Here is a 16,197-nt window from a genome sequence, read left to right as displayed (position 1 = left end):
AATGGGTAAAAAATAGCGTTACAATGCGATGTCTTGTATTTCGACAAAACCCACATCATAGTTTTGATTCATTCAAGGAAAGTATAACCCTATGTCACGTTTAGCCACTCGATTTGGAACGCTTAAATCTCAACAGCGTAAGGCCTTGGTTTCTTATGTTATGGCTGGTGACCCTCATCCACAAGTAACGGTACCTTTGTTACATCAAATGGTTGAGGCAGGTGTAGATGTGATCGAATTAGGTCTTCCATTTTCAGACCCAATGGCGGATGGCCCTGTTATTGCACTTGCCGCTGAGCGTGCGCTTGCTGCAGGAACCAATACTCTAGATGCCTTGAACATGGTGAAAGAGTTCCGTAAAAACGATACAGAAACACCCGTAGTACTGATGGGCTATTTAAACCCCGTTGAAGTAATCGGCTATGAAAAGTTTGTTGCCTATGCACATGAATGCGGTGTAGATGGCGTGCTCTTGGTGGACCTTCCACCTGAAGAAGCAAAAGATCTAGATGCAGTATTGAAAAAATACGACATGGATCAAATCTTCTTACTTGCGCCAACATCCACTGATGAACGTATTCAGCATGTAGTAAAACAAGCCAGTGGATTTATCTACTATGTTTCTTTGAAAGGTGTGACAGGTGCAGCGACTTTAGACGTTGCTGAAGCTGCGGCACGTATTCAAAAAATCAAATCGTATACTCAGGTACCTGTCGGCGTTGGCTTTGGTATCAGTGATGCAGCATCGGCGAAAGCCATGGGTGTTGCTGCAGATGCGGTGATTGTAGGCAGTGCTTTTGTTAAACAATTTGCAAACTTAGCGCCAGAACAAGCTGTAATCGAAACAGTGAATAAAGTGAAGGAGCTTCGAGCTGCGCTCGATGAGTTAGTATGAGTCAAGACGCAAAAACAGGCAAAATTCTGAGCGCATCTACGCCATGGACAGAGCGTGCGGTACCAGGTATTCATGTACCTGATGAACAGCAAGCATTAAAGGCGACATTTACTGAGCCGACGATTGAATGTCCTGAGTGTCATGCACTTGTGACTCGTACTGCGATGTCATTTAATGCCTACGTTTGTCCACAGTGTGATGAACACTTACGAATGAAAGCCCGTGATCGCTTGAACTGGTTCTTTGACCAAGTACAAAAAGAATTGGGTCAAGAATTTAAAGCCAAAGATCCACTTAAATTTGTAGATAGCAAAGCGTATCCAGACCGTATGTCTGAAGCGCAGAAAAAAACCGGTGAAACAGAAGCTTTAGTGGTGATGCAAGGAACGCTGAAAGGCATTCCAATGATTGCGACCGCTTTCGAATTTGATTTCATGGGCGGTTCAATGGGCACAGTGGTCGGTGACCGTTTTGTTCAAGCGGCTGAACTTGCGATTAAAGCTAAACAACCCCTTATTTGCTTCGCTGCCTCTGGTGGTGCGCGTATGCAAGAAGGCATGTTGTCACTCATGCAAATGGCGCGTACTTCTGCTGCCATCCAAAAAATGAAAGATGCAGGCTTGCCTTATCTAGTGGTGTTGACACATCCAGTCTATGGTGGTGTGACTGCATCATTGGCAATGCTCGGTGATGTTCATTTGGCTGAGCCGAAAGCCATGATTGGTTTTGCTGGTAAGCGTGTAATTGAGCAAACTGTACGTGAAAAATTGGAAGAACCGTTCCAACGTGCGGAATATTTGCTTGATCATGGTGTAGTCGATCAAATTGTCCACCGTCATGCATTACGTGATACAGTTTATCGTATTGTAGCGAAATTGATGAACTTGCCTTGAACACAGCACCACTTGCAACTGATTCTTTAAACACATGGCTCGATTATTGGAGCCATGTTCATGTTACGGGTATTGATTTAGGACTGGAGCGGGTAATTCCTGTTGCGGAACGACTAGGTGTAACCCAGCCTGATGCGAAAGTGCTGACGGTCGCGGGAACAAACGGTAAAGGTTCAACCACGACCACTTTGGCTGCGATTTTAAATGCCCAAGGTTATAACGTGGGGCTATACCAATCACCGCATATCTATCGATTCAATGAACGTGTAAAGCTTCAAGGTGTTGAAGTAGCCGACCAAACCCTGATTGATGCTTTTGTAGCTGTTGATCAGGCGCGTCGTGAATGTGAATTAAGTTTATCTTTTTTTGAAGCGACCACTTTGGCCGCTTTTGTTATTTTTAAACAACAACATTGTGATGTATGGGTACTTGAAGTAGGCCTAGGTGGTCGACTTGATGTAGTCAATGTTGTCGATCCAGATGTTGCAGTGATTACCAATATTGGTTTAGACCATACCGATTGGTTGGGCGACACCATTGAAAAAATTGCTTTTGAGAAAGCAGGAATTATTCGTCCGAATATTCCCGTAATTTTTGGTGGGCAGCAAGTTTTGCCTGAAGCTATTCGTCAAAAAGCAGAAGATTGCCAAGCCGCTTTACATGTACTCAATCGTGATTATTTTTATCAGTACAGTGATGATGGACAATCTTGGATGTTTGCCTCATCAGGTTCAACCTTAAAACTACCCGTGGGTTCTTTGGCACTCGAAAATATCTCTACGGCTGTAGCAGCAATATTGGCCAGTGGTTTGGTGGTTTCACAGCAGTCAATCGCTCAGGGGATTATCAATGCCAAGTTACAAGGCCGTTTTGAAGTTAGAGAAATTGCAGGTAAAACGGTGATTTTCGATGCGGGACATAACCCGCATGGTGTTGAATTTTTGTTAAAGCAATTGCGAAATTTTCTCCAGTACAATAAACAATACACAGAAGTGATCAGCGTTTTCTCCATGCTGACTGATAAAGACATAAATTCTGTCGTTAACTTATTGAAAGATACGGTAAGAATGTGGAAAATTGCACAATTAAATGTGCCACGTGCGGCATCTATCACACAATTGGATAGCGCACTGCAGCATCAAGTCGTAGAACATTATGACAATGTGCAATTAGCTTTTAAGTCCGCGCTGGAAGAAACAAAGAATAATCAGCTGATTCTGGTATGTGGTTCATTTCATACCTTAGAAGCGGTATGGGAGTATCTGGAAGAATGTCAATGAATAACAAACAACGCTGGATGGGTGGTGTTGTTTTATTAGGTGGTGGTGTACTGCTGGCCGCACTTTTACTTAAAGGCAAAGAAGAAATACATCAAAATCAAAGCCAAACCCCTGAAATGGCTCAAGTTGAGCAACAAGGTCAGGGTGCGGGTAAAATGTCATCATTGACTGTTGATGTTGAAACTGAAAAGCGCTTGCTCGAAGAACAACGACGTACCCGTGAAAAATCGGTTGCGGAGCAAGAAGCACGCGCAGCAGAATTTTTAGCGATGCAACAACAAGCGGAGGCTGATGCAGCACGTAAAGCAGCAGAAGAATATGCAGCTTTAAACGCACATCGTTCAGCTCAACAAAGTTCGGATAATATTCCTCCCGAATTGGTTGAAGATGAAAAAGTCAAGCAAAAGCGTTTAGCTGAGGATAAGTTGGCGGCTCAAAAAAAGTTAGAGACTCAGTCGGCGCAGCAAAAGGCTGATCAGGCACGTATCGCAGCAGATAAACAAAAAGCCGAAGCAAAACGTAAAGCGGATGCTCAAAAAGAAGCTGAACGTAAAGCACATGCTGAAGCTGAGAAAAAAGCAGCAGATAAGAAAGCAGCCGAAGCGAAGCAACAAGCTGAAGAAAAGCGTAAAGCCGAAGAAAAACACAAGGCAGAAGAAAAGCGTAAAGCCGAAGCCAAGAAAAAAGCTGAAGCTGAAAAAGCACGTGATCTGTTGGAAAATGGCGATAAGCAATGGATGGTACAAGTTGCTCTAGCTGCCAATGAAGCCAATGCAGATGCCGTCGCTGCAAAATTACGTGCAAAAGGCTATAAAGTGACGAAGAGTCCTACATCTAAAGGCATTCGTATTATGGTTGGCCCTTCGAAGGACCGTGATGCTGCGGACGCAACACGTAAAAAGATCAATTCAGATGCAAGTTTGAATATGAAATCGGCTTGGGTGATTGATTGGGTACCTCTCGATAAACGCTAAGTTTATTTGAGAAATGACCTTTAATAAGATGGATTCAGTAGTTGCTGCTGAATCCATCTTACATTTTCAGGGCTGAATAATCGGTCTATATTTTTCCAAATAGGGTGGAAGCCATAGCCACCTTGTTTCATTTCACGTTTTGCCTCCTCAATAGACCAATGCTGAAAAATAATACGGTACATGGCCACACTCGCGCCTGTACGGTCTGAGCCGTGGTAGCAATGGATTAACACTTTTTGCAGCTGTTGTTCAGCCACTTTTATAGTTTTCATCACCGTCAGTAAATCTTCACGATCGATTTGCCACGTGTGTATCGGAATATGTACAAATTTAATCTTTTGCATATCAATAGCATTTTTTAAGCGTGCTGGATCATGATGCCGCGAACGTAAATTTATGATCACATCGATTTGCTGTTCTCGTAGAACAGGGGCGAGATCTGCATCAGGTTGTTCACTGCGAAATAGCGTTGGGCTGATTTGATAAAAATTATGCTGTTGATGAACGACTTTCCCCCAATGCTGAGGACGTTCATTTAACGGTAATGGATTTGATGTCATGCAACCCGTGAAGCTGAAGCTAACACTGAGTAGGATCATTGGTAGGATTTTAGCGGTCATAGCTTGTATTCTGATAGCGAGCGAATTCGAATGGGTCATGTGCACAGATGAGATCGATGTCCGGATGCTGCGCTAACTGCTGAATCTTATGAAGGGAGTGCAGTCGCTGTGTATTGTCGGTGGCAAATAAACGCTCAAGCTGATTTAAGGCCCGCGAATGAAAATTTGGATTTAATTGATGCTGTGAGTAATAAGCATCGCCACAATATAACAACCAGCGCTGGTTATTTTTTATTGCAATACCGGCATGACCCGCGGTATGTCCCAAAAGCGGGAGCATTAAAATTTCCTCTTGAAAAATAGATAGACCGGCAGTGTGCTCTAAGTTAAACCATGCTTTAGTCCCGATGTTTTCAATAAAGTTCCAATAACGATGCTGTTGGAACTGCTGTGGTCGATAGCGCAGTCGTGATTTTAAGCTATGAAGATTTTGAGTGGCGTTATATTCACTGGCTAAGACATGCACGGTCGCCTGCGGAAAATCTGATATCCCGCCTGCATGATCAAAATCTAAGTGTGACAACAAAATGTGTTGAACATCTTGAGCCTTATAGCCTAATTTTTGAATTTGATGAATCGCACTCAGTTGCGGATTAAATTTGATCTGTGCTGTGCGTGAAATAAACCGACCTAAACGATTTTGTGGATGCAAATAATCTTGTAAGCCCAGTCCTGTATCGACTAAGACGAGGCCTTTATCGGTTTCAATGAGCAGGCAATGACAGACCAAATGTGCGCGAAAGCCTTTCTGTCCAAATAAAGGGGCACACGTTGGACAAAAACTACCACAATGTAAATGATGAATTTGATGAATCACGGTTTGTTATTTTCAAGTTTTTATTAGTTATAACGGAATTGTGATCTTTAACCAATCTAATCCCTGAGAGGAATTTGTAATCAAAAAAAGCTCATCCGGAGATGAGCAGGTTGGAGAATGCCAGAACGGGCTCGTCATTCGTTCTGAAGGGGGAAAACTATATTAACTATGGTTATGATCCTTAGTTTGCTTAGGTGCTGCGCTTAAAAATAGTTAAATTTGTACCTTCGCTTTGGTCACTCACAGCAGAGCTTCTTATCTTGCGCTCGGACAGCGTAATGCTCCGTTTTATCCTCACTTAGGTTGAGGCGTTAAACGAAGGTAAGGCGTAACTGCGTTATATCCTTGAGGAAAGCGTTGTTTGATTTCCTCTTCATCTTTTAATGACGGCACAATCACCACATCTTCACCTTGTTGCCAGTTGGCCGGTGTTGCAACTTTATGGTTGTCTGTCAGTTGCAAAGAGTCAATGACACGTAAAATTTCATGGAAGTTACGCCCTGTAGATGCAGGATAAGTAATGATTAAACGGACTTTTTTATTGGGATCAATGATTACCAAAGAGCGAACAGTTAATGTTTCGCTAGCATTGGGGTGAATGAAATCATAAAGGGTAGACACTTTACGGTCTTTGTCTGCAATGATCGGGAAGTTGACCGTGGTATTTTGAGTATTATTAATGTCGTTAATCCAACCATGATGCGACTCAACATCATCAACAGACAGGGCAATGGCCTTGACACCACGTTTGCTAAATTCATCTTTTAGTTTTGCGGTAAATCCAAGTTCTGTGGTGCAGACTGGGGTGTAATCGGCAGGATGCGAAAATAAAATGCCCCAACTGTCACCTAAAAAGTCATAAAAATGAATGCTGCCTTCGCTTGAGTCTTGAGTAAAGTCTGGTGCAGTATCACCTAAACGAATCGTCATGGAATATCCCCGTATTTATTGAATTTGTTTAACTTGAAAATAAATATGAAGGATTTTTTTTATGATTAAAAATAGTGTTTTTTCATTTCTTTATGAATATATTTCATATAAAACAGTTTTATTGGGGGATAAATGCGAAATATCTCACGACAGAGTCACTATGTTGTCTGCAGAAAATTTGTTACATTAGCTTGCCTTAAGTCTCCGGGGCTAGAACCCGAGCGCAGAATATTTAAGGGGATTTTTGTGCAAAACCCTTGTACTTCGAATTTCTAGCACCATAATAACGACTAAGAAAATATATTCATTTGACAAGCAAGATTTAGAGAGTCTATTCATGTTGGCAAGTCTGATCGGAGGAATCTTCGGTACCAAAAATGAGCGCGAACTCAAACGCATGCGTAAAATCGTAGAGAAGATTAATGCGCTCGAGCCGACGATATCTGTTCTAAGCGATGCAGACTTATCTGCAAAAACTGAAGAATTCAAAGAACGTTATAAAAAAGGCGACAGCCTTGATAAATTATTACCTGAAGCGTTTGCTGTTTGTCGTGAAGCTGCAAAGCGTGTCATGGGCATGCGTCATTATGACGTACAGCTGATTGGTGGTATTACTTTACATGAAGGTAAGATCGCAGAGATGCGTACCGGTGAAGGTAAAACCCTCATGGGAACGCTTGCTTGTTACCTCAATGCGATTAGTGGTGAAGGTGTTCACGTGATTACGGTGAACGACTATCTCGCACAGCGTGATGCTGAATTAAACCGTCCATTATTCGAATTTTTAGGTTTAAGCATTGGGATTATTTACTCAATGCAAGACCCAACTGAAAAAGCTCAAGCGTATCGTGCTGACATTACTTACGGTACCAACAACGAATTCGGTTTCGATTACTTGCGTGACAACATGGTGTTTTCTGCTGCTGAGAAAAAACAGCGCAGCTTAATCTATGCCATCATCGATGAGGTCGATTCGATCCTGATTGATGAGGCACGTACACCTTTGATCATTTCTGGTCAATCAGAAGACTCATCACAGTTGTATGCTGCCATTAACAGCATTCCACCAAAACTTCATGCACAAAAAGAAGAGAAGGTACCAGATGGTGGTCACTTCTGGATTGACGAAAAACAGCGCTCAGTAGAAATGACCGAAGTCGGTTATGAAACTGTTGAAGCTGAATTGATTCAAATGGGCTTGCTTGCTGAAGGTGAAAGTCTATATTCATCTGCTAATTTAAACTTGGTGCACCATGTTTCTGCGGCCATTCGTGCGCATTACCTATACCAACGCAACGTGCATTACATCATCCACGAAGGTGAAGTGATCATTGTCGATGAAAACACTGGTCGTACCATGCCGGGTCGCCGTTGGTCAGAAGGTTTGCATCAAGCAGTGGAAGCAAAAGAAGGTTTGGAAATTCAACCTGAAAACCAAACACTAGCAACGACTACATTCCAGAACTATTTCCGTCTATACAAAAAATTATCAGGGATGACGGGTACTGCAGATACTGAAGCTGCAGAGATGAAAGAAATTTATGGCTTGGATGTTGTACTGATTCCAACCCATCGCCCGATGATTCGTAATGACCAAAACGATTTAATCTATTTAAACCGTGAAGGTAAATACAACGCCATCATTCAAGAAATTCAACGTGTTCATGAAGCGGGTGTTGCACCGATCCTGATTGGTACAGCAACCATTGAAGCCTCTGAAATTTTATCAGATAAGCTGAAAGAAGCTGGTATTCAACATGAAGTACTCAATGCGAAACAACATGAGCGTGAAGCGGATATTATTGCGCAAGCGGGTTCACCTCGTGCAGTGACGATTGCTACCAACATGGCCGGTCGTGGTACTGATATTCTGTTAGGTGGTAACTGGAAAGCGTTGCTGGCGAAGATTGAAGAGCCGACTGAAGCAGATGAGGCACGTTTGAAAGCAGAGTGGGAACAAAATCATGAAATGGTGCTGAACTCTGGTGGTTTACACATCATTGGTTCAGAACGTCATGAATCTCGTCGTATCGATAACCAGTTACGTGGTCGTGCGGGCCGTCAAGGTGACCCAGGTGTGTCACGTTTCTACTTGTCGCTTGAAGATGACTTGATGCGTATCTTCGCAGGTGATCGCGTAGTTGCAATGATGCGTGCCATGGGTCTGAAAGAAGATGAAGCCATTGAGCATAAAATGGTGTCACGCTCGATTGAAAATGCACAACGTAAAGTTGAAGCACGTAACTTCGATATTCGTAAAAATTTATTGAAATACGATGACGTAAACAACGAACAACGTAAGATTATTTACTCTCAGCGTGATGAAATTCTTGTTGAACCGTCTTTACAAGATTACATCGAAACGATGATTCAGGATGTGACTAAAGGCATGATCGAAATATATATTCCACCTGAGTCTATTCACGATCAGTGGGATATAGAAGGTCTTGAAAAGGCGCTACGTGAAGATCTATCGATTGAACTGCCAATTTCGCAGTGGTTAGAGCAAGATCGTCGTTTGGATGAAGAAGCTTTGGTTGAACGTATTACTGATGAAGTTCTTCAGCACTACCGTTCACGTCGTACGCAAATGGGTGACGAAACGGCTGCAATGCTCGAACGTCACTTTATGTTGAATTCATTGGACCGCCATTGGAAAGAGCATTTGGCAGCAATGGATTACTTACGTCAAGGGATTCATTTACGTGGTTATGCGCAGAAAAATCCTGAGCAAGAATACAAAAAAGAAGCCTTTAATTTATTTGTAAACATGCTTGCTGTGATTAAGTCAGATGTCGTGACAGATTTATCTCGTATTCATGTGCCTACAGCCGAAGAGCTTGCAGAAATGGAAGCTCAAAAACAGGCTCAAGCTGAATCAATGAATCTTCAATTGTCACACAATGACTTTGATAATTTGTTGGCTGAAGCCAACGGTAATGATGTTATCGATGCGCAATATACACCTGCAGAGCAAGTGATTGTTCCGCCAGAAAGTCGTAACTCACCGTGCCCATGTGGTTCAGGTCTAAAATATAAACAATGTCACGGTAAAATTTAAACAGCATTGTTTAATTTCAAATAAATCAGAGCCATCGCGCTCTGATTTTTTATTTACTCAGCTGATCTGACCTGAATAGTATTTGCAGTGCAGCGGATTAAATGTTATTTAGTTTCTATCAATAACCGTAAGACGGAAAAGACAATGAAAAAAGTACTAAAACCGTTCATGATTGCTGCTTTGGCTTTGCCAACTTTTGCCTTTGCAAACGCTCCTCAGACGACTTCTTTAGAGAAAGTTCAACAAGCAGTTGGTCCAACAATAACTCAAGTACAGATTGGTACTGACGGTCAAGTGACTGTAGCAAGCCCGCGTACGGGTATTCGTTATACCTTTGCCAATCCAAATCGTCCAATCGTATTGCAAACTGCGAAAATTGCAGCAGCCAATGCGGCGAATGCTGACCGTATTGTGGCTGAAAACCCAGCACTTTCAGCTGCGAGTCAACAAAAAGCGAAACAAGTGCTTCTTGATGAAGCAACTCAGCTTGCGCGTAACTAATTTACGACGAACATCGATAAAGACCAGTCGAAAGACTGGTTTTTTTATGTGCAAAAGAAATCCACAATAAAATTACAGCAAAACCGTGCTTCTGCTCGATTTTTTATAGATTTTGCACTAAGCTGTATTTTTTATAACTCATATAGTTGGACGTTGAAAAATGGCAGTTGGTGACGTATCTATGCCACAGATGCATGTGGTGAAAGGTGTAAAAATCGGTTCGGTTGAAGCATATGTACGCTATCAGAACCGACGTGACCTTGTCATTTTTGAATTTGCTGAAGGTTCTAATGTCGCAGGCGTTTTTACTCAAAATGCATTTTGTGCAGCACCGGTGCATATTTCTAAAGCGCACTTATTAGCAGGTAATCCACGTTATTTAGTGATTAACACCGGAAATGCCAATGCAGGTACTGGCAAAATTGGCATGGCAAATGCTGAAGCGACATGTGCGAAACTGGCAGAACTGGCTGGTGTTCAAAATACAGAAGTCCTTCCTTTTTCAACGGGTGTAATTGGCGAGCAATTACCTATTGATCGTTTGGTTCAAGGCTTGCAACCGGCATTAGACAGTTTGCAAGAAGACGCTTGGTTGGAAGCGGCAACGGGCATTATGACTACAGATACCACACCTAAAGGTGCATCTGAACAATTTGAGTTAGATGGCGTCCTGTATACCATGACAGGTATTTCTAAAGGCGCAGGCATGATTCGTCCAAATATGGCGACCATGTTGAGTTATGTGGCAACTGATGCACCCATTAGCCGTGAGCTGGTGCAACAGCTTTTGAAAACCACAGTTAACCTGTCGTTTAACCGTATTACGGTGGATGGTGATACCTCAACGAATGACTCATGTATTTTGATTGCAACGGGCCAAGCTGGTGGCGTAGAAATTACTTCAGAATCAGATTCACGTTATGCTGCTGTTTTAGACGTGTTAACACGTGTAATGAAACGTCTTGCACAGCTCATTGTCCGTGATGGTGAAGGTGCGACGAAGTTTATTACTGTGGCGGTAGAAGGCGGCGCAGATACTCAAGAATGTTGTGATATTGCTTATAGCATTGCACATTCACCGTTGGTTAAAACTGCAATCTTCGCATCAGATCCAAACTGGGGCCGTATTTTGGCAGCTATTGGTTATGCAGGTGTGCCAAACTTAGATGTTGAAAAAATTCAGGTCTGGTTAGGTGATGTTCAAATCTGTAAAGACGGTGGTGCCGCAGCAGATTATACCGAAGCAGCAGGGGCTGCAGAGATGGAGAAATCTGAGATCACGATCCGTGTAGATTTAGGACGTGGCAGTGCGCGAGATACTGTGTATACCTGTGACCTGTCGTATGACTATGTTAAGATTAACGCAGATTACCGTTCATAAATTTGATGTTTTTGAAAAGCCTCCGTTGTGAGGCTTTTTTATAAGTGGAACTTTTTAATGACCGGTAAAAAATAGCCAAGTGCCATATTTATGGGTCAGTTGTGAAGCACCTGTGTAGTAACAGGCATTAAGGATAGAGAAGACGTTGTGATGAATAATGCAAACAACTTAATTGCAAATGAAGCAAAATCAATTGTACAAGCGCATTTGGATCGTTTGGGCGATGTTAAAGAGCATCACTTAACGGAAGTTGCAAAGCTTGAAAAGTTTGAATTAATTAAAGCGGAACTCAAAAAACGTAACGCTGTCCTTGTTGCACACTATTACTGTGATCCTGAAGTGCAGGAACTAGCAGAACTGACCGGTGGATGCGTTTCGGATTCACTTGAAATGGCACGTTTTGGTCGGGATCATGAAGCAACGACGTTGGTGGTTGCAGGGGTGAAATTCATGGGGGAGACCTCGAAGATTTTATCTCCTGAAAAAACTGTATTGATGCCAACCCTAGAAGCAACATGCTCACTTGATTTGGGTTGTCCTGTCGATGAATTTACCAAATTTTGTGATGCACATCCGGATCATACGGTTGTGGTATATGCCAATACCTCGGCGGCAGTGAAAGCGCGTGCAGATTGGGTGGTAACCTCGAGCTGTGCTGTTGAAATTGTTGAGCATTTAGATAGTTTAGGTGAAAAAATTATTTGGGCACCCGATCAGCATCTCGGTCGCTATATTCAAAAGAAAACCGGTGCAGACATGTTGCTATGGGATGGGGCATGTATTGTCCATGAAGAGTTCCGTGCACGTGGTATTGCCAATATGAAAGCGCTGTATCCTGATGCAGCAGTTTTGGTACATCCAGAGTCACCAGAATCTGTGGTGGATATTGCAGATGCCGTCGGTAGCACCTCGCAATTGATCAAGGCTGCACAAACCTTGCCACACGAACGTTTAATCGTGGCAACAGATCGCGGTATTTTTTATAAAATGCAGCAAGCTGTGCCGAATAAAATTCTCATCGAAGCACCGACGGCAGGTGAGGGAGCAACCTGTCGTTCATGTGCGCATTGCCCTTGGATGGCGATGAATGAATTGGATGGCATTCTCGAAGTTTTACAAAAAGGCGATCAGGAAATTTTCGTCGATCCGGCCTTGGCTGAGCGTGCTAAATTGCCTTTAGATCGGATGTTGAATTTCAGTGCCAGTTTAAAACGTTAATTTTTGCTTGAAAAATGATTAAAATGCTTGATAAATAATCGCTTGAAATGATTTTTTATGTTTTTTTGAAGATAGGTGTTGACGTTAATCAACGTCACGCCTAGAATGCACACCGTACCGCACGATATGCGATACAGCGAAAGCTGAGATGAAACGGAGCATAGCACAGCCTGGTAGTGCACCTGGTTTGGGACCAGGGGGTCGTAGGTTCGAATCCTACTGCTCCGACCAATTTCTCAAGGCAAAAATCGCGTGATAGTCTATGTCATCGGTAATGCGCCTGTAGCTCAGTTGGATAGAGCATCCGCCTTCTAAGCGGATGGTCACAGGTTCGAATCCTGTCAGGCGCGCCATTTTAATGGTGTTCTGATACTAGAATCTGAAACTTGTTGTGATGGTGGATGTAGCTCAGTTGGTAGAGCCCCGGATTGTGATTCCGGTTGTCGTGGGTTCGAATCCCATCATTCACCCCAATTCGGAGCATAGCACAGCCTGGTAGTGCACCTGGTTTGGGACCAGGGGGTCGTAGGTTCGAATCCTACTGCTCCGACCATTTTCTTAAAGAAAACGGTCGATAAAAGATACCGCATACAGCGGTTTTTTTATGCCTGTAATTTAAAATGCGTTATATTGGTTATTCACAAGCAAGAACATGATGGTGGATGTAGCTCAGTTGGTAGAGCCCCGGATTGTGATTCCGGTTGTCGTGGGTTCGAATCCCATCATTCACCCCAATTTTTAAAGTTGAAAGCGGAGCATAGCACAGCCTGGTAGTGCACCTGGTTTGGGACCAGGGGGTCGTAGGTTCGAATCCTACTGCTCCGACCATTTATCTCAAAAGCAATACTGTAAAAAAAGATGCCGCATTTAGCGGTTTTTTTATGCCTAAAATTTATAAACACAATAAAAAAGCCACCTTATGGTGGCTTTTTTATATTTCACTATTTAGGGAATGATCGTGACATTTACACGACGGTTTATGGCACGATTTGTTTCGGTGTCATTAGAGACCATCGGCTGTTCAGCCCCACGGCCAATAATTTGAATATTTGAACTGTTATAACCTTGCTTTAAAAAGACGTTTGCGACGCTTTGCGCACGTTTTTCTGACAGTTGTTGGTTGTAATTGGCTTGTCCAACATTATCCGTATGACCAATAAACTTAATTTTGTTTAGGTCATATTTAATCAGTTGAGTGGCAAGTGTATTTAACTTGCCTTGTTGGTGGGGTTGAATTTGATAATCATCAAAGCCAAATAAAAGTCGTTCTGGTAGGGCAAGTGTCCAACCATCATTGGTCAAGACAAAACCTTCTTTTTTAAGCATGCGTGCTTGTTTGTAGCTTAAGTTACCTAAACTCATGCAGGCTGTCATAGTGGTCGTGAATGCAAGTATAAATAAAACTTTAAATGCGTTCTTTAACATAGCAAATCCTATGAGTTGGGGCGTTGAAGTGCAATGCACCAATGATTATTAGAAAGTTTAGCATCATACATGGCGCGATCCGCATCTGCGATCAAATCTTCTGGCGATTTTGCATTTTGGATCAGTGCCACACCAATATTAGCTTGTAATGCAATATTATGTTGCTCATAAACAAATGTGGAACCATAGCATTCATGTATTTTGTGACAAAGGACTTCGAGTTCTGTCAGGAAATTTAAACGATTGATAATAATTGCAAATTCGTCACCACCGAGTCGCGCAACGAAAGCATCATCTGGTAGTGCTTGTTTTAAACAATGTGATGAGGCGCGTAGTACTGCATCCCCAGCTAAGTGTCCATATTGGTCATTCACATGTTTAAAGTTTTCAATATCGACAAAGAACACGGCAGCGTTCGCTTGTAAGTCAAATAGCTCAAACAGCTTTTCATAAAAATAATTGCGATTTGGTAATTGGGTTAATGCATCATGACGTGCTAGATGAATTAGCTTGTCATTTTCTGAAATTAAGTTTTTATTTGACTGATCAATTTCACTAAGTAAACCATTAAAGGCGGTGCTGAGTGCGTGTAATTCTTGAATATCAGAGTTTGAAACCCGCATTTTATAATCTTTCTTAATACTAATGGTTTGAGCTGATTCAACAATAGAGCGAACGGATTGCATTAAGTATTGATAAACAGAGTTCACCGACCAAAACACAGTAGCCAATAAAAGAATAAAACCTAAAAATAAACCCAGCAAAATTTTATGGAAGAAACTAACTAAATCTGACGAGTTTCCATATACGACCAGTTCGCCATAACTTTTCTGATCATGATGAATATCTAAACGAATCGGTTGGCTAAAAAAGAAATAATCTAAAATCGCTTGGCTAGAAAATGTTGAAATTTCTTGTTGCTCAGCATGAGCAAGCGACGCATTTTGAAGGTTGGTAATTTCTATCGATCGAATGGGATACAGTTGAGTGTATTCATTTAAAATTTGACGCATCGTTGTTTGGTCATTAAACACCACAGCCGGTTGAACACGTTCGTTAATCGCATTTGATAAAATCGTTAAGCTGTTTTTTGCATAGGTATGCATGGTATAGGTGGAAATCACCAAAAAAATCGCAGAACAAATCGTAAATGTTAAAGCAAAGATGGTGAGCTGCGAACGCGTAAATAATTGGTGTAATGTAATTGGGTTATAGAGTTGTTTCATTCAGCTGACTCCGATGACTTCGCCAGTAATAAAACGCGTGGATCAATATGTATTTGTGACTGCGTTAGACTTTCCATATTAATTTTAAACGAATAACTCTGATTTTTTTTATACAAACAGAATGCACTGCCGGACTCACACTCACTATTGTTACTGCTTAGAGAGAGGGCGGGGAAATTGACATGGCTGTTTAAAATGTTTTGTTCTTCTTTTGCTGTTAGGTTGGAAAAAAATAAAACTTGGCAATGACTGGATTTGATGTCATTCACATTGATGGCTGTAATTTTATAAGTGCTGTGGGTTGGCGCAAGTTTTTTAAAATCATTGACTAAACTTGAATTATTAATCACGCAAAATTTGGGTGAAGTGGTTTCCCACTTGGCATAACTCAAAATAGAGAAAGTGGTTGTGAAAATATTTGCTGTGGGAGCTGCATATAATAAGGGTGAAATGGAGCACGCCATTATTAAATAGGCAGTTTTTTTAAAAACAACCATACGAAATCAAAAATGTCTTAAATTAAATGGAATGAAAATTGGGTGCATATACGTTTTATTATATGAAATAGGGCGTATATAGCCCAATAATAATACAAAAGAATGTTTATGTGTTTAAAAAAGCGACATGCGTAAAATAAATCATAAAAAGGGTGTTGCAACGAATGTGAAATGCTGTAGAATGCACATCCATCGGCGGTGATGAAGATTAAAACTTCTGATAAAACAATGACTTGGTTGAATTGATTAAGTTGGGTTTTAGAAAAAAGTTTAAAAATAATTTGAATTACCGGTTGACTCTTTAGAAATAAAGAGTAATATAGCCGACCTAGCTTGCTGGTGATGAACCAACAAGAAGATCATTAAGAGATTATGAAGAACAACTTGTGTGGATTTTTACTGATTGATCGATCGAAATTATTTTCATTGATTAATGGTAGAAATTACTCGAAGTTTATTTGAGCAAATTTTTGTCAGTA

The 16,197-nt window shown here is 41.6% G+C and carries 14 protein-coding genes and 6 tRNA genes; 14 read left to right on the top strand and 6 right to left on the bottom strand.

Translation table 11 applies throughout. The annotated features are described in order from the left end of the window. The first annotated feature begins 91 nt into the window (after positions 1-91). The 4 genes from trpA to FTU83_RS12490 are packed head-to-tail and all read left to right on the top strand — an operon-like array spanning position 92 to position 4,042. Positions 92-895 (top strand): tryptophan synthase subunit alpha, encoded by an 804-nt coding sequence (gene trpA, locus FTU83_RS12505; RefSeq protein ID WP_078191221.1) that lies wholly within the window; start codon positions 92-94, stop codon positions 893-895. Then, positions 892-1,788 (top strand): acetyl-CoA carboxylase, carboxyltransferase subunit beta, encoded by an 897-nt coding sequence (gene accD / locus FTU83_RS12500; protein ID WP_180005414.1) that lies wholly within the window; start codon positions 892-894, stop codon positions 1,786-1,788. The genes trpA and accD overlap by 4 nt, the downstream gene beginning before the upstream one ends. Next, on the top strand, positions 1,785-3,068 hold the full coding sequence (gene folC / locus FTU83_RS12495) for a bifunctional tetrahydrofolate synthase/dihydrofolate synthase (RefSeq protein ID WP_180027139.1): 1,284 nt from the start codon (positions 1,785-1,787) through the stop codon (positions 3,066-3,068). Before accD ends, folC begins: the two co-directional genes overlap by 4 nt. Continuing rightward, entirely contained in the window at positions 3,065-4,042 is a 978-nt protein-coding gene (locus tag FTU83_RS12490) for an SPOR domain-containing protein (protein WP_180106755.1), read from the top strand. The genes folC and FTU83_RS12490 overlap by 4 nt, the downstream gene beginning before the upstream one ends. Positions 4,043-4,062: 20 nt before the next feature. Here the strand turns inward: FTU83_RS12490 and FTU83_RS12485 are convergent, their stop codons facing one another. The 3 genes from FTU83_RS12485 to FTU83_RS12475 form a co-directional block, all read right to left on the bottom strand. Beyond that, a complete protein-coding gene (locus FTU83_RS12485) occupies positions 4,063-4,662 on the bottom strand; it encodes a dual specificity protein phosphatase family protein (protein WP_180106753.1) in 600 nt (199 codons plus the stop codon). Continuing rightward, positions 4,652-5,479, bottom strand: coding sequence for an MBL fold metallo-hydrolase (locus tag FTU83_RS12480; protein ID WP_180106751.1), 828 nt, complete (start codon positions 5,477-5,479; stop codon positions 4,652-4,654). The genes FTU83_RS12485 and FTU83_RS12480 overlap by 11 nt, the downstream gene beginning before the upstream one ends. Positions 5,480-5,773: 294 nt before the next feature. Continuing rightward, positions 5,774-6,409, bottom strand: coding sequence for a peroxiredoxin (locus tag FTU83_RS12475; RefSeq protein ID WP_078194127.1), 636 nt, complete (start codon positions 6,407-6,409; stop codon positions 5,774-5,776). Between the two features lie 337 nt (positions 6,410-6,746). Here FTU83_RS12475 and secA point away from each other — a divergent pair, with 337 nt between their 5' ends. From secA to FTU83_RS12425, 10 genes are all read left to right on the top strand, one after another. After that, positions 6,747-9,470, top strand: coding sequence for a preprotein translocase subunit SecA (gene secA / locus FTU83_RS12470; RefSeq protein ID WP_180106749.1), 2,724 nt, complete (start codon positions 6,747-6,749; stop codon positions 9,468-9,470). Between the two features lie 144 nt (positions 9,471-9,614). Then, on the top strand, positions 9,615-9,971 hold the full coding sequence (locus FTU83_RS12465; protein WP_180089788.1) for a hypothetical protein: 357 nt from the start codon (positions 9,615-9,617) through the stop codon (positions 9,969-9,971). Positions 9,972-10,131: 160 nt separating this feature from the next. Then, positions 10,132-11,352: a bifunctional glutamate N-acetyltransferase/amino-acid acetyltransferase ArgJ gene (gene argJ / locus FTU83_RS12460; protein ID WP_180022395.1), complete on the top strand. Its 1,221-nt coding sequence runs from the start codon at positions 10,132-10,134 to the stop codon at positions 11,350-11,352. A gap of 150 nt (positions 11,353-11,502) precedes the next feature. Beyond that, positions 11,503-12,570: a quinolinate synthase NadA gene (nadA, locus tag FTU83_RS12455; protein WP_180022394.1), complete on the top strand. Its 1,068-nt coding sequence runs from the start codon at positions 11,503-11,505 to the stop codon at positions 12,568-12,570. 154 nt (positions 12,571-12,724) lie between these two features. Next, a tRNA-Pro gene (locus FTU83_RS12450) sits at positions 12,725-12,801 on the top strand. A gap of 45 nt (positions 12,802-12,846) precedes the next feature. Further along, a tRNA-Arg gene (locus FTU83_RS12445) sits at positions 12,847-12,923 on the top strand. Positions 12,924-12,967: 44 nt separating this feature from the next. Further along, positions 12,968-13,043, top strand: a tRNA-His gene (locus FTU83_RS12440). Positions 13,044-13,046: 3 nt separating this feature from the next. Continuing rightward, positions 13,047-13,123, top strand: a tRNA-Pro gene (locus FTU83_RS12435). A 105-nt stretch (positions 13,124-13,228) separates the two neighbouring features. Continuing rightward, positions 13,229-13,304 (top strand) — tRNA-His (locus tag FTU83_RS12430). 17 nt (positions 13,305-13,321) lie between these two features. Beyond that, a tRNA-Pro gene (locus FTU83_RS12425) sits at positions 13,322-13,398 on the top strand. Positions 13,399-13,515: 117 nt separating this feature from the next. Here the strand turns inward: FTU83_RS12425 and FTU83_RS12420 are convergent. The 3 genes from FTU83_RS12420 to FTU83_RS12410 are packed head-to-tail and all read right to left on the bottom strand — an operon-like array spanning position 13,516 to position 15,718. Beyond that, entirely contained in the window at positions 13,516-13,995 is a 480-nt protein-coding gene (locus FTU83_RS12420) for an OmpA family protein (RefSeq protein WP_180022393.1), read from the bottom strand. 8 nt (positions 13,996-14,003) lie between these two features. Then, positions 14,004-15,221: a diguanylate cyclase domain-containing protein gene (locus FTU83_RS12415; protein WP_180022392.1), complete on the bottom strand. Its 1,218-nt coding sequence runs from the start codon at positions 15,219-15,221 to the stop codon at positions 14,004-14,006. Continuing rightward, complete coding sequence (locus FTU83_RS12410) at positions 15,218-15,718, bottom strand: YfiR family protein (protein ID WP_180022391.1); 501 nt, start codon at positions 15,716-15,718, stop codon at positions 15,218-15,220. The genes FTU83_RS12415 and FTU83_RS12410 overlap by 4 nt, the downstream gene beginning before the upstream one ends. Positions 15,719-16,197 lie beyond the last annotated feature (479 nt).

Origin of the sequence: Acinetobacter sp. YH12152, from assembly GCF_013418285.1 — a bacterium.
GTDB lineage: Bacteria > Pseudomonadota > Gammaproteobacteria > Pseudomonadales > Moraxellaceae > Acinetobacter > Acinetobacter amyesii.
This window is presented reverse-complemented; position numbering and strand designations above follow the sequence as displayed.